19 protein-coding genes are annotated in these 21,947 nt (G+C 37.3%); 10 read left to right on the forward strand and 9 right to left on the reverse strand.

Annotated elements, in window-relative coordinates; genetic code table 11:
• Positions 1-340: 340 nt before the first annotated feature.
• The 8 genes from ACQV18_RS04340 to ACQV18_RS04375 form a co-directional block, all read right to left on the reverse strand.
• Positions 341-1,054: a YebC/PmpR family DNA-binding transcriptional regulator gene (locus ACQV18_RS04340; protein WP_428873292.1), complete on the reverse strand. Its 714-nt coding sequence runs from the start codon at positions 1,052-1,054 to the stop codon at positions 341-343.
• Positions 1,055-1,204: 150 nt separating this feature from the next.
• Complete coding sequence (locus tag ACQV18_RS04345) at positions 1,205-2,836, reverse strand: ABC-F family ATP-binding cassette domain-containing protein (protein WP_428873293.1); 1,632 nt, start codon at positions 2,834-2,836, stop codon at positions 1,205-1,207.
• 142 nt (positions 2,837-2,978) lie between these two features.
• Entirely contained in the window at positions 2,979-5,258 is a 2,280-nt protein-coding gene (locus ACQV18_RS04350) for an RNA degradosome polyphosphate kinase (RefSeq protein WP_428875098.1), read from the reverse strand.
• 23 nt (positions 5,259-5,281) lie between these two features.
• Positions 5,282-6,835, reverse strand: a complete 1,554-nt coding sequence (locus tag ACQV18_RS04355; RefSeq protein ID WP_428875099.1) for a Ppx/GppA family phosphatase — start codon at positions 6,833-6,835, stop codon at positions 5,282-5,284.
• Positions 6,836-6,877: 42 nt separating this feature from the next.
• Positions 6,878-7,363 (reverse strand): nucleoside 2-deoxyribosyltransferase, encoded by a 486-nt coding sequence (locus ACQV18_RS04360; protein ID WP_428873297.1) that lies wholly within the window; start codon positions 7,361-7,363, stop codon positions 6,878-6,880.
• Positions 7,364-7,522: 159 nt separating this feature from the next.
• Entirely contained in the window at positions 7,523-9,994 is a 2,472-nt protein-coding gene (locus tag ACQV18_RS04365; protein ID WP_428892619.1) for a heavy metal translocating P-type ATPase, read from the reverse strand.
• 23 nt (positions 9,995-10,017) lie between these two features.
• Entirely contained in the window at positions 10,018-10,224 is a 207-nt protein-coding gene (locus ACQV18_RS04370; protein ID WP_428873300.1) for a heavy-metal-associated domain-containing protein, read from the reverse strand.
• 17 nt (positions 10,225-10,241) lie between these two features.
• Positions 10,242-10,691, reverse strand: a complete 450-nt coding sequence (locus ACQV18_RS04375; RefSeq protein ID WP_428873301.1) for a CopY/TcrY family copper transport repressor — start codon at positions 10,689-10,691, stop codon at positions 10,242-10,244.
• Positions 10,692-10,827: 136 nt separating this feature from the next.
• Between ACQV18_RS04375 and ACQV18_RS04380 the strand changes: the two genes are divergently transcribed.
• The 3 genes from ACQV18_RS04380 (at position 10,828) to ACQV18_RS04390 (ending at position 15,106) form a co-directional block, all read left to right on the forward strand.
• Positions 10,828-11,832, forward strand: a complete 1,005-nt coding sequence (locus tag ACQV18_RS04380; protein WP_428892620.1) for a DUF4349 domain-containing protein — start codon at positions 10,828-10,830, stop codon at positions 11,830-11,832.
• A gap of 121 nt (positions 11,833-11,953) precedes the next feature.
• A complete protein-coding gene (pta, locus tag ACQV18_RS04385; RefSeq protein WP_428876139.1) occupies positions 11,954-12,931 on the forward strand; it encodes a phosphate acetyltransferase in 978 nt (325 codons plus the stop codon).
• A gap of 144 nt (positions 12,932-13,075) precedes the next feature.
• A complete protein-coding gene (locus ACQV18_RS04390; RefSeq protein WP_428873307.1) occupies positions 13,076-15,106 on the forward strand; it encodes an amidase family protein in 2,031 nt (676 codons plus the stop codon).
• 68 nt (positions 15,107-15,174) lie between these two features.
• Here the strand turns inward: ACQV18_RS04390 and ACQV18_RS04395 are convergent, their stop codons facing one another.
• The gene (locus ACQV18_RS04395; protein ID WP_428873308.1) at positions 15,175-15,714 is read right to left on the reverse strand and encodes a DUF4430 domain-containing protein; all 540 of its coding nucleotides are present in this window, start codon (positions 15,712-15,714) and stop codon (positions 15,175-15,177) included.
• Positions 15,715-15,838: 124 nt separating this feature from the next.
• Here ACQV18_RS04395 and tsaE point away from each other — a divergent pair, with 124 nt between their 5' ends.
• The 7 genes from tsaE to ACQV18_RS04430 all read left to right on the forward strand — a co-directional run bounded on the left by tsaE (position 15,839) and on the right by ACQV18_RS04430 (position 21,869).
• The gene (gene tsaE / locus ACQV18_RS04400) at positions 15,839-16,327 is read left to right on the forward strand and encodes a tRNA (adenosine(37)-N6)-threonylcarbamoyltransferase complex ATPase subunit type 1 TsaE (protein WP_428873309.1); all 489 of its coding nucleotides are present in this window, start codon (positions 15,839-15,841) and stop codon (positions 16,325-16,327) included.
• A 3-nt stretch (positions 16,328-16,330) separates the two neighbouring features.
• Positions 16,331-16,894, forward strand: coding sequence for an N-acetyltransferase family protein (locus ACQV18_RS04405; protein ID WP_428873310.1), 564 nt, complete (start codon positions 16,331-16,333; stop codon positions 16,892-16,894).
• 85 nt (positions 16,895-16,979) lie between these two features.
• Positions 16,980-17,879: a UDP-N-acetylmuramate dehydrogenase gene (gene murB / locus ACQV18_RS04410; protein WP_428873312.1), complete on the forward strand. Its 900-nt coding sequence runs from the start codon at positions 16,980-16,982 to the stop codon at positions 17,877-17,879.
• Positions 17,880-18,058: 179 nt separating this feature from the next.
• On the forward strand, positions 18,059-19,168 hold the full coding sequence (locus tag ACQV18_RS04415; RefSeq protein WP_428875104.1) for an ABC transporter ATP-binding protein: 1,110 nt from the start codon (positions 18,059-18,061) through the stop codon (positions 19,166-19,168).
• Positions 19,155-19,973, forward strand: coding sequence for an ABC transporter permease (locus ACQV18_RS04420; RefSeq protein ID WP_428873315.1), 819 nt, complete (start codon positions 19,155-19,157; stop codon positions 19,971-19,973). Before ACQV18_RS04415 ends, ACQV18_RS04420 begins: the two co-directional genes overlap by 14 nt.
• Positions 19,966-20,790, forward strand: coding sequence for an ABC transporter permease (locus ACQV18_RS04425; protein WP_428873316.1), 825 nt, complete (start codon positions 19,966-19,968; stop codon positions 20,788-20,790). Before ACQV18_RS04420 ends, ACQV18_RS04425 begins: the two co-directional genes overlap by 8 nt.
• Before the next feature lie 2 nt (positions 20,791-20,792).
• The gene (locus ACQV18_RS04430) at positions 20,793-21,869 is read left to right on the forward strand and encodes an ABC transporter substrate-binding protein (protein WP_428892621.1); all 1,077 of its coding nucleotides are present in this window, start codon (positions 20,793-20,795) and stop codon (positions 21,867-21,869) included.
• The last annotated feature ends 78 nt before the right edge of the window (positions 21,870-21,947 follow it).

Here is a 21,947-nt window from a genome sequence, read left to right on the forward strand (position 1 = left end):
AAATCCGAATAGTATGTAGAAAGATTGTCAAATAAATCAATGGATTTATTACTCACTCCACTGATGCTTCTCTAAACGTTTAATCTATAAGAGAGCATCAATAGTTGGATTGAATGTTCTTTCTATAACTATTCGGATTATTTTTATTTATGAAGAGCAATTCCTTTATTAATACCTTTTATTTGGTGGAATTATTTATTGTATTATGATCGTATCGTGTACAAAAATATAAATAATAAGATTGATATTTAAACGGATGTTAACAAACAATCTCCTATTCAACGGATAGGAGGCTATTTGTTAACATAAGAATATAGACCTTTAAATTTACGTGAATTAATTACATATTCACATTATGATAAACCTTTTGCACGTCTTCATCATCTTCTAATGCATCAATTAACTTCTCAAAAGTTTCCAAGTCTTCTGCGTTGAGGTCCACTTCAGTCTGGGCAATCATTTCAGTTTCAGCCACTGAAAAGTCAGTAATACCAATACTTTCCAGGCATTCTTTAATAGTGCCGTAATCACCAGGTTGACCATATACAACCACAGATCCTTCTTCAGTATAAACATCTTTGACATCGAGATCTGCTTCCAATAAAGCCATCGTAATGGTTTCTTCATCTTGGTTTTCCATCACAAAAACAGCCACATGATCAAACATATAAGAAACAGATCCAGCAACCCCCATATTTCCACCGTTCTTATTAAAGGCCATGCGAACATTGGCGGCAGTGCGGTTTACGTTATTTGTTAAAGCATCCACGATAATCATTGAACCATTCGGGCCAAAACCTTCGTATCGCAATTCTTGGAAGGTCTCATCGGCCGAGCCTTTGGCCTTGTCAATGGCTTTGTTGATGACGTGAGATGGTACATTATAGGTTTTAGCACGATCGACAACAAATTTTAGTTTCTGGTTGGTCTCCGGATCTGGGTCTCCTGATTTGGCTGCTGCATAAATTTCAATGCCAAATTTTGCATAAATTCTTGAGGTTTGTTGATCGGTTTTCGCTTTTTTTTCGCGAATGTTCATCCATTTACGACCCATTTAATTCACTTCACTTTCATTATAGTCTGTTTGTATTATAGCGAAAAACAAGCTTCATTTATAGAATTTTTTCAAAAATTTTTAGCTTGCAAGATTTCTGTCAAACTATTGATAGCAAAAGAAAAAAAGCGACTGCTGAGTCGCTTAAAATTAATCTTTTGGATACATTTTATCTATTCGCGCTTGTAAATCTTTATCATTGACAAATTCCTCATAGCTGGTATTCATGCGATCAAAGGCCCCAGTTGGAGTAATTTCAATTACACGATTGACTGTTGTATTTAAGACTTCGTAGTCATGTGAGGCAATGAGAATAGCGGATTTAAATTTAATTAAACCATCGTTTAAAGCAGTAATGGATTCAAGGTCTAAGTGGTTGGTTGGTTGATCCATCACTAAAACGTTGGCTTTCGATAGCATCATTTTTGAAAGTAAACAGCGGACTTTCTCACCACCAGAAAGGACGTTGACAGGTTTTAAGACATCATCTCCTGTAAAGAGCATGCGTCCTAAGAAGGAGCGTAAGAAGGTATTGTCACTTTCTTCTTTAGAAGCATATTGTCTTAACCAATCGACAATTGACAACTCGACTCCATCAAATTCATCGCCCGAATTACGTGGCAGATAGGTTTGTGAAGTCGTAACACCCCATTCAAAGCTTCCCTTATCTGCTTCCAAGTTTCCCATCAAGATTTCAAAAAAGGCTGAAATGGCATTGTCATTGCGGGAGACAAAAGCCACCTTATCATCACGATTCAAAGTGAAAGTAACATTATCAAAGAGGGCTTCACCGTCAATTGATTTTGACAGTCCTTCTACGCTAAGTAAATCATTACCGATTTCACGTTCAGGTGAAAAGCCGACAAATGGATAGCGACGGCTGGAAGGTTGAATGTCATCCAGGGTAATTTTTTCTAAAAGTTTCTTTCTAGAGGTCGCTTGTTTTGATTTAGAAGCATTAGCAGAAAAGCGCGCAATAAAGTTTTGTAATTCTTTAATTTTTTCTTCTTTTTTAGCATTTTGATCCGCTTGCAATTTAGCGGCTAATTGACTGGATTGTAACCAAAAGTCATAGTTTCCCACATAAATTTTTATTTTACCGAAGTCGACATCCGCCATATGAGTACATACTGTGTTTAGGAAGTGACGGTCGTGAGAAACAACGATGACAGTGTTTGGGAAGTCCATGATGAAGTTACTTAGCCAATCAATAGCTTGAGCATCTAGACCGTTAGTTGGCTCGTCTAGGAGCAGATTGTCCGGTTTACCAAAAAGTGCTTGAGCCAGTAAAACTTTGATTTTATCAGCTTCGATAAGCTCACTCATCTTGGCTGTATGTTGTTCAGTAGGGATTCCTAAGCCTTGTAACATATTAGAAGCTTCTGATTCAGCTTCCCAACCACCCATTTCGGCAAACAAACCTTCTAATTCGCCAGCGCGCACCCCATCTTCATCAGAAAAATCAGCTTTCATATAGATGGCATCTTTTTCTTTCTTTACTTCATAAAGTTCCTTATAACCCATCATCACGGTTTCGATCACTTCATAGTCTTCGAATCCGTAGTGGTTTTGGTTAAGAACAGCTAATCTTTCATTAGGATCCATGGACACATTTCCCGTTGTAGGTGCAATGTCACCTGATAAAATTTTTAAAAAGGTGGACTTACCAGCACCATTGGCTCCGATCACACCATAACAGTTGCCAGGTGTAAAATTAATATTGACCTCATCAAATAATTTCCGGTCTGGGAATTGTAAACTAACATTCGATACATTGATCACAAACATAACCTCCATCTTAGATTCATAGACATACGCCTTCATTCTAGCATGATAAGGACTAAAAAGCATTAAGAAATATAGTTTATTGATAAACTTATTAGAAGATAAAAAACTCTGTCCATTTAGGGACAGAGTCAAAATATTATAGACTGCGTAACCAAGCTAAGAAGCGTTTGATTATAGAAGGATCTTGCGGACTTGACAGTTTAGTCTGATTATCACGAGCGGGATTTAGTTTACTGAGTCGAATTTTGCGACTCTGTTTTTCTTTAGCTAAGCGCTCATCGAGATCTTTTTGACGTTGGCTGGCTCGCTCGATTAAAATTTCTTGCGAGTTGATTTTTTGGTCTTCAATGATAACTGGGCGGATATATTCGCCGTTTACTTGCAGTTCACGTGCTTTCATATTATCAGCTAATTGAAGCTCTAAATAGTCCACTATATCGGCCTCGATATCCTTATCTAAGATCGGGAATTCAATTTCGACACGCTTAATCATATTGCGCGTCATCATATCAGCTGAAGAGAGGAATAGGTGGTTATCACTATTATGGTTAAAGTAATACACACGGGAATGTTCCAAAAAGCGACCAACAATTGAACGTACACGAATATTATCAGATATTCCAGGAATGCCCGGTTTCAAACAGCAGATACCTCTAACAATTAGATCAATTGAAATACCCGCTTGACTGGCTTCATAGAGCTTTTGGATGAGGGGAAGATCGGTTAAGGAATTCATTTTAGCAATGATACGACCATTACCGTATTGTTTTTGAAAAGCAATTTCCTCATCAATATAATCCATTAGAGAATCCCGAATGGCAAAAGGTGAAACATGTAAATGTTTATAATCTGGCAAGCTGCTATAACCACTTAAATAGTTGAAGAAATCAGTAGCATCATCCGTTAAACCAGGGTGCGTCGTAAATAAGCCCATATCGGTATAAATTTTTGCTGTTTTGTCATTGTAATTACCTGTTCCTAGATGAAGGTAAGGTTGGATTTTATTATCCTCCTTGCGAATGACCAGTGAAATTTTGGAATGGGTCTTTAGTTCACTAACACCATATAAAACGTGACAGCCTGCTTCTTCTAATTCTTTGGCCCAATAAACATTATTTTCTTCATCGAAACGTGCTTTTAGTTCCACCAACACGGTAACTTCTTTTCCGTTTTCGGCAGCGGTTTTTAAGGCTGAGATAATGGGAGAGTTTTTAGAAACTCTGTAAAGGGTCTGTTTAATGGCAATGGTTTGAGGATCTTGAGCAGCGTACGCTATTAAGTTAACTACCGGATCAAACGAATCATAAGGGTGGTGGAGGAAGATGTCATGGTCTTTGGCCTGGGTGAATAGGTCTTCTCCTAAATGTTTGGGATTCAGGTAGGGTATATGCTCCTCAAATAAGAATTGAGGGTTATTTTCACCAATTTCTTCTCTTAAGGCAAAAAGGAAAGTTAAATCGAGCGGCCCGTCAATTAAGTAAACAGCATTTTCTTCCAACTCAAAAACTTCTTGTAGATAAGTAAGGTTTTGTTCAGAAAAATTCATTAAGCGTGAGCGGTCAATTTCAAGCCGGACAGCCATTCCATTTTTTCTTTGTTTGACATAGTCTTCAATTAGAACTAACAAATCGGAAGCACCGTCTTCTGCAATTGAAAAATCTGCATTACGTGTAATTCGAAAAGGATAAGCAGCCACAACTTCATAGCCTTCAAAAATACGATCAAGGTGGTGGATGATAATGTCTTCCACTAAGACGATGGTATGGACTTGTCCTTCAATAATGAAATAACGTTCAATCAGCTGAGGAATAGGAAGAATCGCTCGATGCTCTTTGCCATCCTTTTCCAGCTTAACCATAATGTTTAAAACTTTATTGACAAGGTGAGGGAAAGGCCGGTAGGCATCGATTCCTAAAGGAGAAAGAGTCGGTAAGAGTAAGGTCTTAAAGTAATAGTCTATTTCTGCTTGTTCAGATACGGACAATTCACCGATGGACTTCATTTGGTAGCCAGTATTTGGCAAGAGAGGCATTAATTCATGGTAGCGTTGGTATTGTTTAGCGACATTGCGTTGATTGCGCTGACTAATGTTTTCTAATAATTCTTCGGGTGTTTGGCAGGTTTTATTTTCAGAAACCTCCACACCAGCAAGGTATTGATCATAAACTCCCGAAACTCTGACCATAAAGAATTCATCGAGATTTGAAGAGGCAATGGCTAAGAAATTTATTTGTTCCAGTAAAGGATTGGTCATATCATAAGCATTGTCAATACAACGTAAATTAAAGTCTAGCCAAGATAATTCGCGGTTAAAATAAAAGTCAGGATTATCAAATTGTCCGCGATTTTTTCTTGAGTTAGAAATGCGCTTATCCTTATTCACTGTTTTCTTTTTCTTTTTTTTGGTCTCAGTCATTTCATTTCTCCTCTCAGTTTTCTTTAAGCCTCTAAGTCAACATACTTTAGTTTTAAGCTTCCATCTAAGCTACGAGCAATATGTTTGGCGTGACGATCTGCTCGATATTGCTCGGCTACCACAGGGCCATTGTGATAAAGGGTTAGGATATAGTCTTTTTTCTTTTTTTCTAATTTAATATTTTTAATCGGAGAAGTTTTAGAATCGTTTAATGATTGGCTAAATTTTAAAATACCTCCTAAAGCTTGTAGTTCTTTTATATCTTCACTACTAAACCAATTGCTGAAAGACTGACAATATTGATTGAGTAAAGATTTATTACGATAACTGCTTAATAAAGCTAAGCGGACACGGTCGCGATGTGAAAAACCGGCCAAATCCATATTGGATAAAAGATAGAAAGTTGTCTGGGAATCAGCTTCTTTAGAGATGAATTGGCCACATCGGTAGAGATAACTTGCCATTTCTAATTCAACTTGCTGAGCATAGGAATAATCCATTTGTCCTAAATCAGTCAGTTGTTTATAAAGATCGATCGCTATTTTACTCCGAATTTCTGCAACCTTTGGATGCACTTTGAAATCACGACATACTTTGGCGACACTTCGAACGTGAATATGCTCAGGATTAATAGGCTGGTTAAAATGATCATTCAAGTAGTAAGTAATAACACCATCTCTCAGCCCTTGTCTAGAAATGAATAGGGTAGGCGCATTGACGATTTGAAAAAGCTCAATTAATGCTAAGTTAGCTGGAATAATGATGTCAGTTCGATCAGAACTTAAACCGTCAATATCTTGCATATCTTGGTAATTTGTTGACTGGAATAGGTCGAGTGTGGTGTTTAGATTTTTTTCAGAGAGTCGATAACCATGTAAGCCAGCAATGGGATAATTCTGTAGGCGTTGATGAACTTGAGCGATATTACGCGCAGAACCACCGACCGCAACGATCGGGTACTTAACCTTCTTTAGCCAATCCAGTGACTTAAAAGTTTTTTGTAAATAGCGTCTTGTCTTTTCAATGGCTGTTGAATCATTATGGTCTTTATCTTTAAAGAACTTTTCCTTCAAGCTGACTACGCCAAATGGAAAGGAATGGTATTGTTTAATCTCTTTGTTTTCTGACAAGGTTATTTCACAAGACCCTCCGCCCATATCGATAGTCACCATATTACGATTAGGTAAGGAGTGCGAAATAGCGTACTGGCCCAGCGAAGCCTCTTCTTTTTCTGATAAGATGCGAATTTCAATGCCAGTTTCTTCTAATACCCGCTGTATGATTTGCTCTTGGTTAGCTGATTGACGAATAGCTGCTGTAGCAAAGACAATTAACTCCTCAATTTTATGTGCTCGAGCGGCATAGTTAAAACTAGCTAGCGTTTCAGTTAGTTTCTGAATCCCTTTATCAGACATCATTACCTGGTCGTTTTCATCTTTATTCAAGTATTGAGATAAACGTGCAGGCGCTTTAAGGTTAGTAATTTCATGAACATCATAATATTGATCGATTGCATAAATCACCATACGAATAGTATTTGAACCGATATCAATTAAACCTACTTTATTGGAATACATATATTTCCACCCATCTATTGTGACTTAGTAACATCTTGGTCTTTATTTTTTATTTAAGACTTCTTCAATGGCAGCAGCAATCTCGGAAGAGTGAGAAACAACCTTTCCGTTAAGTTTGATCAATCCCACAGTGTATAAGTTAACATAGGCGAACTGTGATTCTGCAACTTCTTTGAGTGCTTCAATTTTTTGAGGGTTATCCGCGCCTTGTTGACGGGAGTCTGAAAATAGACCAATAATAGGAATGCCGGCTTGGTAGGCAATACCAATTTCACTGGCTACACCTGGATCAATGGTTTGTCCATCTAAGACGGCCAAAACGATATCACTTGCTAGCACTGCTTCCGTATCCAAACGAGCAATCATCTTTGAATCGGCATAGGCTTGCTTATCGTTAATTTCAGTTTGTTCTTGTGGTAAGAAAATATCTAAAGAAGGTATGGCTTGTCTTAATTCATTAGCAACTTTTTGGTTGAAGGCTAGTTCCATTTCATTAAAAAGGGGACTTGCAAAATATAATTTAGTCATGATTAAATCCTTTCTTTAAGTAAGTTTTTTAATTGCTGATACTTCTATTATAGTAAATTTTTTTAGTTTGGTGTATCAATTCTAGGAATTCCATGAAAATTAATTGATTCACAAAAAAGGAGTGGCTCAACTTGAGCCACTCCTCGAATGAGTTGTTAATTATTCAGCAAAAAATTTTAAGCGTAGAGCATTAAGTAAAACAGAGATAGAAGAAAAGCTCATAGCTAAGGCGGCTATCATTGGGTTAAGTAAGGGACCACCAAATAGATAGATAACGCCCATCGCAAAAGGAATGCCTATCACATTATAGAAGAAAGCCCAGAAAAGGTTCTGTTTGATATTGCGGATAGTCGCATGACTCAAATTAATAGCGGTCGGAATGGTGGTTAAATGGTTATTCATTAACACAATATCAGCAGATTCAATCGCAATGTCGGTCCCAGACCCGATCGCCATGCCGATATCAGCTTGTGCTAAAGCAGGGGCATCATTAATGCCATCACCGACCATAATCACTTTATTGCCGGTTGCTTGTACTTCCTTCACAATACGTGACTTGTCTTCAGGCAAAACTTCGGCAAAGACTTTATCCACTCCTACTAATTGACCGATATGTTCTGCTGTGGCTTGATTATCACCTGTCACCATCATCACCTTAAGACCCATTGCTTTGAGAGTTTTTATTACTTCCATACTCGATTCTTTTATCGGATCTGAAATGGCTAATAAGCCTTGGAAATGGCGGTTAATTGCATAGAAAATAACAGTTTTGGCTTCATGACTCAGTTTATCTGCTAGTGAGAGAAAATCTTGAGGGATGGGTTGGCTTAATATTTCTTCCATTAAACGCTGGTTACCAATATATATGTTTTCGCCATTAATCTCAGCAGTAATTCCCTTACCTGTAATTGATTGGATTTGCTTCAAAGCCTGATATTCTATGCCGAAACTTTCGGCATAATCGACAACTGCCTTGCCAAGAGGGTGTTCTGAGTTGGCTTCAACACTTGCTAACTTACTTAATAGAATAGCTTTATCTTTTTCATCAACAGGATAAAAATCAGTCACACTCGGTTGACCTTGGGTGATAGTCCCTGTCTTATCAAGCAAAATAGTATCTGCTTGGTGAGTAGTTTCTAGACTGGCACTACTTTTAATTAAGATCCCTTTTTGTGCAGCATTACCTGTTCCCACCATGATAGCTGTTGGAGTGGCTAAACCAAGCGCACAAGGGCAAGCGATAATTAAAACACTAATAAAAATCTGTAAACTGAAAGTTAAGGATTGATTCATTATAAAGAACCAGAATAAACCACTGATTAAGGCAATCACCATAACTGTTGGGACGAAATAAGACGCTACCACATCAGCAAATTTAGCAATTTGAGCTTTGGAAGATTGAGCTTCATTAACTAATTGAATAATTTGAGAAAGCGTAGTGTCTTGCCCTACTCGTTCTACCTTCAGGGTAAAGCCACCGGTTTTATTTAAACTAGCTCCAGTTACGCAGTCGCCTTTGCTTTTATTAACCGGCATGGCTTCACCAGTTAACATCGATTCATCGACACTGGATTGACCTTCAAGAATGATTCCATCCATTGGAATGGTATCTCCAGGTCTAATTTGCAAATGATCTCCTGGTTGAATGCGTTCGGTTGGAACAATTTCAATGGAGCCATCCTCTTTAATTCTACGTGCCTCTTTAGGTGCTAAATCCATTAGGGTTTTAATCGCTGAAGAAGTTCGTCCTTTAGCAATGTCTTCTAAATACTTGCCGATTGTCATTAAAGAGACAATTACTGCAGCTGATTCAAAGTATAATTCAATCTCTTGACTGTTTTGAAGAGGATTGATGAATAGAAAGAGCGTTACGACTAGACCTTGAACAAAAGCGGCTCCACTACCTATTGCGACTAAGCTGTCCATGTTGGGGTGGCCATTCAAAAGACTCTTGAATCCACGAATAAATAAATCTTTACCTAAATATAAAACAGCACTACTTAAAATCATCTGAATGAGGGCATGAATGCTTGGATGTTGCTTTATTGAAAGAGAATCCGGAATAGGAAGGCCAATCATTGGACCCATTGCTAAAAGAAAGAGTGGCAGAGTGAACAGGACCATACCCATAATTTTTTGCTTGGACTTTTTTAAATATTGCTGTTCTCGCTCTAAATCTTTTTGATATTGTTCTTCAGGAGAAATAATTAAACTGGCATTATAACCCGCTCTTTGCACCGCCTCAATCGCTTTATCTGGCTGGGCTTTATGATCCCACTCAACATTCAATGTTGAAGTAGCAAAATTGACTTGAGCAGACTGAACGTCCGACAGTTGATTGGCTGCTTTTTCAACTGTTTGCGCACAAGAAGCACAAGACATTCCCTCAATCCGAAAGTTTTGAATGAGCGCTTCATTAATCGAAGGTAATAGCTGATAGCCTGCCTTTTCTACTCGATTAGCCAGTGTCTCAAATGTGACCTTTTGTGGATCAAAATTGACTTTTACAGAGTGGTTCAGTAGATTTACTTCGGCTGTTTCAACACCCATTGTTTGATTAAGCGTTTTTTCGACTGTCATTGCACAAGAAGCGCAGGACATTCCATCAATAGTATAAGTACTTGATTGCATTTTAGCCCTCCTTTAGGGATCGATTATTTGCTTAAATGATAGTGAGTATCTTTAAGCACATGATTAAAATCTTCCATAGCTAAAAAGTCTTGATGCTCAATAGTAAGCTCTTTAGTATCCACTTGGATGTTTACTTTTTCAACTCCATCCATTGATAAAAGCAAATCTTGAATAGTTTGAGCGCAGTGGCTGCAAGACATACCTTGGACTTTAAAATCTTGTTTTTTCATGATAATTCCTCCATTAATTAATGAGACCATGAGTGACATTGACATTGACCGACTGGGCAATTACATTTTACTTGGCTTGGAGCCTGCTTGCCCTTATCCTGCAATTGTTTTATCAGCTGTTGACAATCAGCTTGTGATAAGATGACATCATTAATTATTTGATGAATAAAAGGAGCCTTATCTTTATTGCAAATGCGGTTCAGTAGCTTACTTATTTCTGCATGAACCGCCTCTTTTTCAGAAATATTTGCTTGATATTGATAGGGTTTATGTTCTCCTTCAAGAGTCAAATGTTCTTTTTGCAATAAGCGGTTAATTAAAGTTTTTATAGTAGCTTCTTTCCAATCAGAAAATTGACTAGCAGTATCGATAATTTGGCGTGAAGTAAGTGAATGATGAGCCCAAACTATCCGCATAATTTCCCATTCTGCATCAGTGATCGATGGGACTGAAAGACTTTCTTGCATAAGAAAACTCCTCTCTGATTACACATGTAACTTCACTTAAAGTTTACAACTGTAGACATCAAATTGCAAGTCATAACTTAGTCTTTCATTAAATTTACTAGTATAATAAAGAAAAATATCTGAAGGAGTAAATAAAATGAAAAAGTACTACAAATTATTGATTTTAGTAGTAGCAGTTACAATGAGTTTAGTAGCTTGTGAAAATTTTAATCAAAGCTCTTTTAAGTCAGAAAAAACCCCAGACCAAATTCTTAATGATTCCATCCATTTGGATAATCAACAGATGAGAATGACTAATGAAACTTATCAAGAAGAAGTAGCTGCTGACCAAGCCTATTTGATTCAAAAGGCAGACTTATATTTTGAGACCTTAAAATATGAGGAGGCCAAACAAGCTTTATTTGAAGTGATTGAAAAAAGCAAAGGCAGCATTCACTATCAAAATGAGTATTTGATAGATGGTAGACAATTTTCTGATAGTGAGCAAGAGTTGCGTGAGTTAATTTTGACTGCGCGTATTCCACAGGCGAACTTTAATCAAACAGTTGAGAAACTCCAAGACCTGCCGGATGTTTCTTTGCAATCGTCAAGTAGAGGGTCCCAAGATGTCACTCGCTCGGTCAATGATATTGACATCCGTTTACAAGCCGTAGAGGATCGTTTAGACCGGTTAAATGCCTTATTAGATCAAGCAGAAAAAATTGAAGAAATTGTCCAAATTCAAACTGAAATTGAAAATGCTATTATTCAAAGAGATCAATATTTAGCCGAACAAGCTAACTTGGAAAATCAAATAGAACAAGCCACTATCAATATTACTTTGAGTGAGCGCTATGTTCTAGCAGAAGAACGCAATCAAAATTATTCCTTTATAGGTCGTATAGCTAATACTTTTAAAGAAGCTTTGATTTCTACCAAGTGGATGCTAGAAAATCTTGTTTTATTATTGGTAGCATCTCTACCCTTCTTAATGATTTGTTTGGCAATCTATTTATTGTATCGCTTATTTTTTAAAAAGATTGCCGATAATTACCGTAAATACTATCCTCAAAATGAGAAAGAAAATCGAATGTTAAATCGTGCTAAACATGAACAGAATATCAAACAGATTTTCCATCCAAGTGAAACAGATGAAAAGTAAATGAATCAGATTATATACCTTATCCCAAAGACTAGATACAATTTTAAATAAAAATATTGAGAACAATTTTATAAAAGTGTATCATTAAGAGTAACAGTGAATATTAAGGAGTGATCGAGCAATGTTTCAACAGTTACAAGAAAAGATAAAAGGAAAAGGCATCAAAATAGTGTTTCCTGAGGGGACTGACCCACGTGTTTTAGGAGCAGCAGTACGCTTGCATGCCGAAGATATTGTGGAACCGATTGTTTTGGGTAATAAGGTAGAAATTAAACAACTAGCCAATGAAAAAAATTGGGTGATTGAAGGGATTACTCTCCATGACCCTGAAGAATATCAAGCAATGGATCAATTGATTGAAGCTTTTGTTGAAAGACGTAAGGGTAAGAATACTAGAGAAGAAGCTATTGAACGCCTAAAAGATCCTGTATACTTTGGAACCATGTTGGTTTATACCAATCAAGCGGATGGAATGGTATGTGGAGCCGTTTACTCAACAGGAGATACAGTAAGGCCTGCTTTACAAATTATCAAAACACGACCAGGCGTAAAATTAATTTCAGGAGCCTTTATCATGGTTCCACCTCATACCAATGGTCAAAAATTAGTGTTTGCAGATTGCGCTATTAATATTAATCCTGATGCACAATCTTTAGCTGAAATTGCGGTAGAAAGTGCTAAAACAGCTGAAATCTTTGGTATTGATCCTAAAGTGGCGATGTTAAGTTTTTCTTCTTATGGATCAGCCAAATCACCAGAAGTAGATAAAGTGGCAGAAGCGACTAAAATTGCGAAGCAATTAGCACCCGAATTGACCATTGATGGTGAAATGCAATTTGATGCGGCTATTGTTCCTGAGGTGGCTGCACAAAAGGTTCCTGGGTCTATTCTTGATGGACAAGCGACTGTCTTTGTTTTCCCAGAAATTCAATCTGGAAATATTGGCTATAAGATTGCCCAACGCTTAGGTAATTTCCAAGCTGTTGGACCAATTTTACAAGGACTGAATAAACCCGTTTCAGACCTTTCAAGAGGGTGTGTAGAAGAAGATGTGTTTAAAGTAGCGATTATCACAGCCAACCAGGCTCTAAATAACTAACCTAAATAAACTATAAACCAAGCTCCTCAAGCAGATTTTTGATTGAGGAGCTTTTCTCATGCAAATCTAATGAGAATCATTTTCACATTTGTGAAGAACATGTTACAATGGATTTTGTGAAAAATTACTTATTGGAGGAAATCAATGAAAAAAAGTTTAATGAAGCGACTCTTATTGTTGTCAACCCTTGCCTTAAATAGTTTCACGCCACTTGCAGTGAATGTAAACGCTATGGAATCAGATGTAGAAAGCTTAAATTCCAGCTTGCAATCTATTCAAGTAAAATCAAATCCAGAGATAGAATCTGACAAGGCGGTGATTCCTGGTGAAAGTGAAGAAGAACCACAAGAAACACCTGCTAGAATGGAAGTTGATTCACAAGGTGAAGGCGAAACACCTTCACAAACTCCCTTAACTATTGAAGAATATAAAAAGTTGGACGCCACAACACTTGCTGAAATGGTCAGAAGTGGAAGAACAACAAGTAAAGAATTAATTGAATTTGCTTTTCAAGTAATCGAAGAAACAAATCCTGATTTAAATAACGTTATTTCAACACGCAAAGAAGCTGCTTTAGCTGAAGCTGAAGCGATGGAAGATACTGGTCAGCCTTTTTATGGTGTGCCGATGTTAGTGAAGGGTCTAGGTCACTCTGTGGAAGAGGGTAGCAATACACTCGGCTTCAAGTTTTTGGAAGATCAAACATCTTCTAGAGATGGTCGCCAAGTAAAAGCTTTTAAAGAAGCAGGCTTTATTGTAATCGGTCAAACTTCTTATCCGCAAATGGGTTGGATCAATGTAACTAATTCTGAATTGTATGGTGACACACATAATCCTTGGAATTTAGCCCATAATCCGGGAGGATCTTCAGGGGGATCTTCAGCAGCTGTCGCAATTGGGCAAGTACCAGTCGCAAGTTCCAGTGATGCCGGTGGTTCTACTAGAATTCCAGCTTCTTGGTCTGGTTTAATTGGTTTACATCCATCGAGAGGAATTTTAACATGGGATAGCAGCTCAATAAACAATCAAACCACCCACTTTGCAGAGACTAAATCAATGCAAGATACAATTACACTTTTTGAGACCTTATTAAAAGAAAAGACGCGTGAACATGTACTGCAAGGAAGCTTTGACAAGACCACTCCCATAGCCTATACAACTATGACTCCTGCTGGAACGCCGATATCAGAAGATGCTATTCAAGCAGTTCGAGAGGTAGCCAATTTCTTAAAAGGTGAAGGTTATTTAGTCGAGGAAGTAGCTTATCCAGTAGATGGAAAAAAATTAATGGAGCAATACTACATTCTTGCTTCTTCGGCTGCTGGCTCTTTGGACTACATAGCAAAGAGACCACTTGGTCGACCAATTCAAAGAGAAGATGTGGAATTGCTAACTTGGGCTTTATACCAAACATCAAAGGATTTAACTAAAGAAGATGTAGCTGGAGCTTGGGACTATATCCATCAAGTGACAGAAGATATGAACGCTTTCTATTCAAAATATCCATTTTTATTAACAGCTACTAATGCTTACCCAGCTCCAAAGGCTGATTATAATCATATTAGTCCAGAGCTGGCTGAAGTAATGGAAGACATGTCTGGTTTGAGTAAAGTTGAAAAATTACAAGTAATTTATGATCAATGGTTACCAGCGTGGACTTTGACTCCTTACACTCAATTGGCTAATCTAACTGGTACACCTGCACTGAGCTTACCAACATATTTGACAGATAAAGGACTGCCGATGGGTGTAATGTTCAACACATTTGCTAAAAACGACCGCAGTTTACTACAAATTGGGAAACTGTTAGAAGAAAGCAATCGCTTTATTACCTACTATAATCGTCCGAGTGATGATAAGGAATCAAATCCAGATGTGGAGCCAGATACAGACAACATCTTAAATCCATTTCCGGGAGCGGATGAAACAGTAGGAAATGGGGCAGATACTCAAATTGAGGACTTGGATGACCAAAGCAATATTGAAGAACAGGCTGAAGACAATCATTTATCCAATAGCCCTTCTTCACAACCAGTCGTAAAGGATCATCAAGTTCAAGCCACTGATTCAGCGAAGGATACACTTCCAAACACTGGGGAAAGTGATCAGCTGGTCATGTACAGTATAAGCCTTACTTTATTCGGCATCGCCGGTTACTTCGTTCGTAAAAAATAAGGCAATTTAAAACCACTCTTCCAGAAGAGTGGTTTTCTTACATTTATAGCATTTAATAGCTTTTTTGATTATTCTGCTGGAATAATTGTAACAGGAATATCATCGATAGTACCATAATACCATTCGATTTCATCACCGTCTTCTAATTTTTGAGAAACAACACCCAGCTCGGCAAATTGCTTGTTAATTAAATACACCCAAGTGTTTGGAGCGTAGTCATTTTCTACACCATCAATAATATCAACAACACCTTCATCTTCATTGAAGTTGAATTCTAACTCTTCAATCGCAGACATAGCCTCTAGAACACTCACACCACCGATATTATTTACTTCATATTCAAGAGGGGCTCCCGATTCTTGGTTAATAATGATTGTTGCAGTACCTTCTAGTCCCTCAGCATCATTAGCAGCTGTTTCAACAGTAGTTTCTTCCATTGTGGTTTCTTCAGCAGCCATGGTAGTATCTGTTTTTTCTTCTTCATTAGTAGTAACCTCTTCGGTAGGGGCATTTTCTACCTTTGCTTTATCATTTCCAGGCAACATATCGCAAGCGCCTAAAAAAACGGTTAAGATAAGTGCTGTGGATATTTGTAGTATTTTTTTCATCAACTGACCTCCTCGTTTTCTATTACTATAAAATTAGCAATAATCACCTCTAAAGTCAAATAATTCGATGTTTGCCGGAATCTTCGTTATACTTAATCTATCAGCAAGTGAATGGGGAAAAAAGATGATAAACTTTACAAGTCATAACTTAGAGGATACAAAAAGCCTGGCTAAAATATTAGCTAAAGTCATTCAACCAGGAAGTCTTATTTTGCTTTCAGGCCCATTGGGATCGGGGAAAACAGCTTTTACTCAGGCTTTTGGGCGTTCTTTAGGAATTGATAGAGCCATTAAAAGTCCGACTTATACCATAGTTAAAGAATATGAACTTCAGCAAGTAGCTGAGCGAGTGGTCCATATTGATGCATATCGCTTAGAAGAAGGTGGAGCGGATACTGTTGATTTTGATTTGTTTTTCGATCAACAGTCTATTTGTCTGGTTGAATGGCCACAATTTATTACAGATTATTTACCGAAAAGTCATATAGAGATAGCTTTCAAATTATTGGATCAAAACCAACGTCAAATAGAAATAAGTTTATCGCCACAAGCAGATAATAAGCATCAAATCATCTTTCAAAAGTTTAGAGATCATATAGAAAGGGGCGATTAAACAATGTCTTATCGAGAAAATCCAGACCAAGAAAAACAAGTCGAAATGGTCGAAGAAGAGATTCAACTGTCAATTCGTCAAGCCCAAGTCAAAGATGCTCGCGCCATTTTAGGATTAATGAGACATATCGGTAAAGATACCAATTATCTTACAACCGGACCTGAAGGATTATCTCTGGATGTTCAGCAAGAAAAAGAATTGATTCGAAACTACCTGTTGGCTAAAAAATCATTATTATTAATTATTGAAGTTGACGATCAAGTTATTGGAATCGGTAATTTAGCTAATTTCTCAAGTCACAAGCAAGACCATATCGCTGAAATAGGAGTATCGATTGTGAAAGAATATTGGGGCTATGGTATTGGCAAAATGATTGTGCAAGAATTAATTGATTTTGCCAAAAAAGTTGATTTAAAAATTTTAACTTTAGAAGTGGTCACTGAAAATCAACGGGCTGTCCGACTTTATAAATCGTTTGGATTTGATATCAAAGGAACTTTAAGTCAGCGTTTAAGACATGGTCATTTTTATTACGATGTCTATACTATGGAAAAAAATCTTGCGTAAATCGCTTACATAAAAGGATGCCACTTTACAAGTGACATCCTTTTAACTAGAATGGAATGACGATTATACTGAAGGGGAAAATAAAATGAATTTACTAGAAAAATTTCCTAACATCAAAATATTAAAAGATGAGCCTCTATCAAAATATACTTATACAAAAACAGGTGGTAAGGCAGATTATTTGGTCTTTCCTCATGATCGCTTTCAAGTGGAAACCATTGTGAACTATGTAAAAAATCAGCCGTTAGATTTAACGGTTTTAGGTAATGCTTCCAACTTAATAGTAAAAGATGGTGGCATTCGTGGCGTTGTCATCATGATGACTGAGATGAAGTCGATGCGACGCATCGATTCTAACATCCTTGAAGCGGAATCAGGGGCGTCATTGATTAAACTAACTCACTTAGCGCTCGAACATTCACTTACAGGCCTGGAGTTTGCTTGTGGTATACCAGGCTCGATCGGTGGGGCTGTTTATATGAATGCGGGGGCCTATGGCGGAGAAGTCAAAGATGTCATTGATGAAGTCGATGTAATCAGTCGTGATGGCTTAATTAAAACCTTTAAAAATCCAGACTGTCATTTTTCTTATCGCCATTCTGTTTTTCAAGAGCAAAATGATTTGATTTTATCTGTTCGTTTTAAATTGCAAGCTGGTGACTTTGCACATATAGAAGAAGAAATGGATCATCTAACACATTTACGCCAATCCAAGCAGCCTTTAGAATATCCTTCATGTGGATCTGTTTTCAAGAGACCTGAAGGTTATTATACAGGGAAGTTAATCCAAGATGCTGGTCTACAGGGCTATCGTATCGGTGGAGCTGAAGTGTCTAAGAAGCATGCAGGCTTTATTGTCAATGTGGATAATGCAACGGCAACAAACTATACTGACTTAATTGCTTTTATCCAAGCAACTATTTGGGAAAAGAACCAAGTACATCTAGAAACAGAAGTCCGTATTATTGGTGAGGATGTCGAATAATTTATTTATAGATTAGGAGTCACATGTGTACATGTGGCTTTTTTAATGTTTACAGATAGATTACTGAATATTAATGTTTGTCGATTTTTATTTTAAAATCTAACTTACAAAGCGTGAGTATAACATGATATAATCGGGCGGAAGGTTTCCTTCAAAAAATACAAAAGAGGGTGTCAAGCATGAGTGAAGCATTACTAAGTGTCGAGTTAAAGAACGTTTCAAAGCACTTTGATGATCAAATGGTATTAAAAAATATTAATATGGAGTTGGAACAAGGACAGTTTTATACTTTGCTTGGACCATCAGGATGCGGTAAAACAACAATTTTAAGAATTATCGCAGGCTTTACTCAAGCAAGTGAAGGGACAGTATCGATTGAAGGAAATGAAGTAACCAACATTCCGGCTAATAAACGTAAAGTTAATACCGTTTTTCAAGATTATGCACTTTTTCCACATATGAATGTTTTTGATAATATTGCCTTTGGTTTATCTGTCAAAAATGTTGACAAACAAATCATTAAAAACAAAGTTCAAGCTGCGCTTAAGCAGGTGCGGTTAGATGGGTATGAAGAACGAAATATTAATGAAATGTCAGGTGGTCAAAAACAAAGGGTAGCGATTGCACGCGCACTGGTCAATGAGCCGGACGTTCTACTTTTAGATGAGCCCTTATCAGCTTTAGACTTAAAATTAAGAACCGATATGCAGTATGAATTACGTGAATTACAACAGCGTCTAGGGATTACTTTCGTTTTTGTCACACATGATCAAGAAGAAGCTTTAGCTATGTCTGATTGGATTTTTGTTATGGATAGAGGAGAAATTGTGCAATCGGGTACGCCTTCAGATATTTATGATGAGCCGATTAATCGATACGTTGCTGACTTTATTGGAGAATCAAATATTATTGATGCAACCATGATGGCTGATTACCGGGTTAAATTTGTCGGTCATGAATTCGATTGTGAGGATGCAGGGATTCCTAAAGGCGAAGCAGTAGAGGTTGTGATTCGACCAGAAGATGTAAAAATCACTGCTCCTAATCAGGGTCAGATTAACGCAACAGTTGATACTATGCTCTTTAGAGGGATGTTCAATGAAATTATTGCCTATGATGATGAGCAAAACGAATGGATGATTCACACAACAGAGAAGGTTGATATTGGACAAAAAATCGGTTTGCAAATTGGTCCGGATGAAATTCATGTTATGAGATTTAATGAAACAGAGGAGGAATTTGACGCTCGTTTAGAGCAATATGAGGAGGGGGAAAATGAAGAAGACTAATATTCATTTGTTGGCTATCCCCTATTATTTATGGCTAGCCATCTTTGTGATTACTCCCTTACTAGTGCTTTTTCAACGGTCATTTATAGGCATTGATGGACAATTTACCCTAGCTAACTACCAGCATTTTTTCACTTCAATGGAATATATCCGAATGACTCTGTCTTCCTTTTGGTATGCCTTTCTTGTAACTTTATTCACTTTTTTATTAGCCTACCCACTAGCTTATATTCTTTCTAAAAGCAAAAATAAAGACTTGTGGTTGATGCTGATTATTTTACCAACATGGATTAATTTATTGCTTAAAACCTATGCCTTCATAGGCATCTTAGGTAATTCGGGTCCTTTAAATAATTTTTTTGAAGCGCTTGGTTTCGGTAGACAACAGTTGCTGTTTACTGATGTTTCCTTCCTTCTAGTAGCAGCTTATATTGAGTTGCCTTTTATGTTCTTGCCGATTTTCAACTCAATCAATGAGATTCAACCCAGTCTATTAGAAGCGGCCTATGACTTGGGAGCATCTAAGATGACCATCATTCGGCGTGTGATTTTTCCTTTATCACTGAGAGGAGTGCGCTCGGGTGTCCAAGCGGTCTTCATTCCTTCTCTTTCTCTTTTCATGCTTACCCGCTTAATTGGAGGAAACCGTGTAATCACTTTAGGTACGGCTGTTGAGCAGCATTTCTTAGTTACCCAGGATTGGGGGATGGGATCAACCATCGGTGTAGTTTTAATGTTGATTATGTTCATCATTCTATTTACTACTAGGGATCGTTCTAAGGCAGGAGGTGGTCAAGATGCATAAAACTAAAAAAAGAATGGGTTCTACCCTTTATATTGCGTTTGTCTTTTTATTAATGTACGCACCTTTGATTTATTTAATGTTTTATTCCTTTAATGCTGGTGGAGACATGACTAACTTTTCTGGTTTTACGCTAGAGCATTATCAAACCCTTTTTGAAGATAAACGTCTGATGACCTTCATCTTAAACACCTTTATTATCGCTCTTTTATCCGCTTTAATTGCAACCATCATTGGCACTCTAGGAGCGATAGCTATTTATTACTATCGTTCTAATCGTAGTCGTCAAGCTATTCTTAATCTAAATTCAGTCTTAATGGTTACACCCGATGTCATGATGGGAGCTAGCTTTCTCTTGATGTTTTCATTCTTATTAAAGTTTGAATTTGGCTTCACCACTGTTTTGTTATCACATATTGCATTTAATGTGCCGATAGTGGTTTTAATGGTCTTGCCAAGACTTTATGAAATGAATCCAGCCATGATTACGGCGGCTCAAGACTTGGGAGCCAACCAGAATCAGATTCTATCAAGAATTATTTTACCTTCCATTAAAAGTGGTGTTTTAGCCGGTTACTTCATGGCTTTCACCTATTCCTTAGATGATTTTGCTGTTACTTTCTTTATAACTGGGAATGGTTTCTCAACGTTATCAGTTGAGGTATATTCACGTGCTAGAACAGGGGTAAGCTTGGAAATTAATGCGCTCTCTACTTTAATGTTCTTGTTAGCTTTACTTTTAGTCTTTGGCTATTACACGCTCAGGGTCGGAGAACAGCGAAAAGCAGCACTTAAAATGCGTCAAGCTAGAGGAGGTTAGTAATGAAAGCATTAGTAAAAGTAATGATTGCCATTCTACTTGCAGTGGCTTTGATGTTTGTTGGGCGTTACTACCTACAATCTAGTCAAGGATTAACGGGCGAGAGTAATATTGTCAATTTTTATAATTGGGGCGATTATATTGATCCTGATTTAATCGATGAGTTTGAAGAAGAAACGGGTTATGTGGTAGTTTATGAAACCTTTGATTCTAATGAGGCCATGCTCACAAAAATTCAACAAGCTGGTACCAATTATGATTTAATTGGGCCGAGTGAATACATGGTAGAAACAATGATGGAAATGGATTTATTAGAAAAAATTGATCATAAACGCTTACCTAATCTCAAACATATTGATGAAGAAATTCTGGACCAGCCTTTTGATCGAGGCAATCAATATTCAGTGCCATATTTTTGGGGTACTTTAGGTATTCTTTATGATAGCAGTCAAATTGCGGAAGACGAAATTACCAGTTGGAATGACCTTTGGCGAGAAGAATATCGTAATAAGATTATGATAATTGATGGCGCCCGTGAAGTGATTGGGATTGGTCTGCAATCAGAAGGGCATTCACTTAATGAAACAGATAGTGAACTTATTGCTAAGGCCACTCAAAAGATGAAACAATTAATGCCTAATATCCTGGCTTTACTTGCAGATGAAATTAAAATGTATGCGACAATCGGAGAAGCCCCAATAGCCGTTACTTATTCAGGCGAAGCTGCCATGGCTATGTATGACAATGAAAATTTAGCCTATATGGTTCCGAAAGAAGGGTCTAACATTTGGTTTGATACCTTGGCCATTCCTAAAGGTGCAAAAAATCTCGAAGGTGCACACGCTTTAATGGATTTCTTGATGCGCCCAGATATAGCAGCTAGAAATGCTGAATATATTGGATACGCTACCCCTAATAAGGATGCCATTGATTTAATGGATTCAGAAGTAATTGCCGATCCGGCCTTTTATCCTCCGCAAGAAATTATTGATCATTTAGAAATTTATCGTAACCTTGGTCAAGAAAAATTGATCGAATATAATGATGAATATTTACGTATTAAATTAGAACCGCGTTAATTCTTTATTGAGAGTATAAATTTACATAAACTTAACAGTAAATAGGCTACAAAATTCATAATCAACGGTTAAACTTAT

It is taken from the genome of Facklamia sp. P9177 (assembly GCF_050409585.1).
Lineage (GTDB): Bacteria > Bacillota > Bacilli > Lactobacillales > Aerococcaceae > Facklamia.

What these genes read in the sequence shown, in the direction of transcription:
- ACQV18_RS04380 (WP_428892620.1), top strand. Translation starts at nt 10,828, where the DNA reads ATGAAAAAGTACTACAAATTATTGATTTTAGTAGTAGCAGTTACAATG.
- ACQV18_RS04415 (WP_428875104.1), top strand. Translation starts at nt 18,059, where the DNA reads ATGAGTGAAGCATTACTAAGTGTCGAGTTAAAGAACGTTTCAAAGCAC.
- pta (WP_428876139.1), top strand. Translation starts at nt 11,954, where the DNA reads ATGTTTCAACAGTTACAAGAAAAGATAAAAGGAAAAGGCATCAAAATA.
- ACQV18_RS04350 (WP_428875098.1), bottom strand. Translation starts at nt 5,258, where the DNA reads ATGACTGAGACCAAAAAAAAGAAAAAGAAAACAGTGAATAAGGATAAG.
- ACQV18_RS04405 (WP_428873310.1), top strand. Translation starts at nt 16,331, where the DNA reads ATGTCTTATCGAGAAAATCCAGACCAAGAAAAACAAGTCGAAATGGTC.
- tsaE (WP_428873309.1), top strand. Translation starts at nt 15,839, where the DNA reads ATGATAAACTTTACAAGTCATAACTTAGAGGATACAAAAAGCCTGGCT.
- ACQV18_RS04425 (WP_428873316.1), top strand. Translation starts at nt 19,966, where the DNA reads ATGCATAAAACTAAAAAAAGAATGGGTTCTACCCTTTATATTGCGTTT.
- ACQV18_RS04370 (WP_428873300.1), bottom strand. Translation starts at nt 10,224, where the DNA reads ATGAAAAAACAAGATTTTAAAGTCCAAGGTATGTCTTGCAGCCACTGC.
- ACQV18_RS04420 (WP_428873315.1), top strand. Translation starts at nt 19,155, where the DNA reads ATGAAGAAGACTAATATTCATTTGTTGGCTATCCCCTATTATTTATGG.
- ACQV18_RS04430 (WP_428892621.1), top strand. Translation starts at nt 20,793, where the DNA reads ATGAAAGCATTAGTAAAAGTAATGATTGCCATTCTACTTGCAGTGGCT.
- ACQV18_RS04360 (WP_428873297.1), bottom strand. Translation starts at nt 7,363, where the DNA reads ATGACTAAATTATATTTTGCAAGTCCCCTTTTTAATGAAATGGAACTA.
- ACQV18_RS04375 (WP_428873301.1), bottom strand. Translation starts at nt 10,691, where the DNA reads ATGCAAGAAAGTCTTTCAGTCCCATCGATCACTGATGCAGAATGGGAA.
- murB (WP_428873312.1), top strand. Translation starts at nt 16,980, where the DNA reads ATGAATTTACTAGAAAAATTTCCTAACATCAAAATATTAAAAGATGAG.
- ACQV18_RS04340 (WP_428873292.1), bottom strand. Translation starts at nt 1,054, where the DNA reads ATGGGTCGTAAATGGATGAACATTCGCGAAAAAAAAGCGAAAACCGAT.
- ACQV18_RS04395 (WP_428873308.1), bottom strand. Translation starts at nt 15,714, where the DNA reads ATGAAAAAAATACTACAAATATCCACAGCACTTATCTTAACCGTTTTT.
- ACQV18_RS04355 (WP_428875099.1), bottom strand. Translation starts at nt 6,835, where the DNA reads ATGTATTCCAATAAAGTAGGTTTAATTGATATCGGTTCAAATACTATT.
- ACQV18_RS04390 (WP_428873307.1), top strand. Translation starts at nt 13,076, where the DNA reads ATGAAAAAAAGTTTAATGAAGCGACTCTTATTGTTGTCAACCCTTGCC.
- ACQV18_RS04365 (WP_428892619.1), bottom strand. Translation starts at nt 9,994, where the DNA reads ATGCAATCAAGTACTTATACTATTGATGGAATGTCCTGCGCTTCTTGT.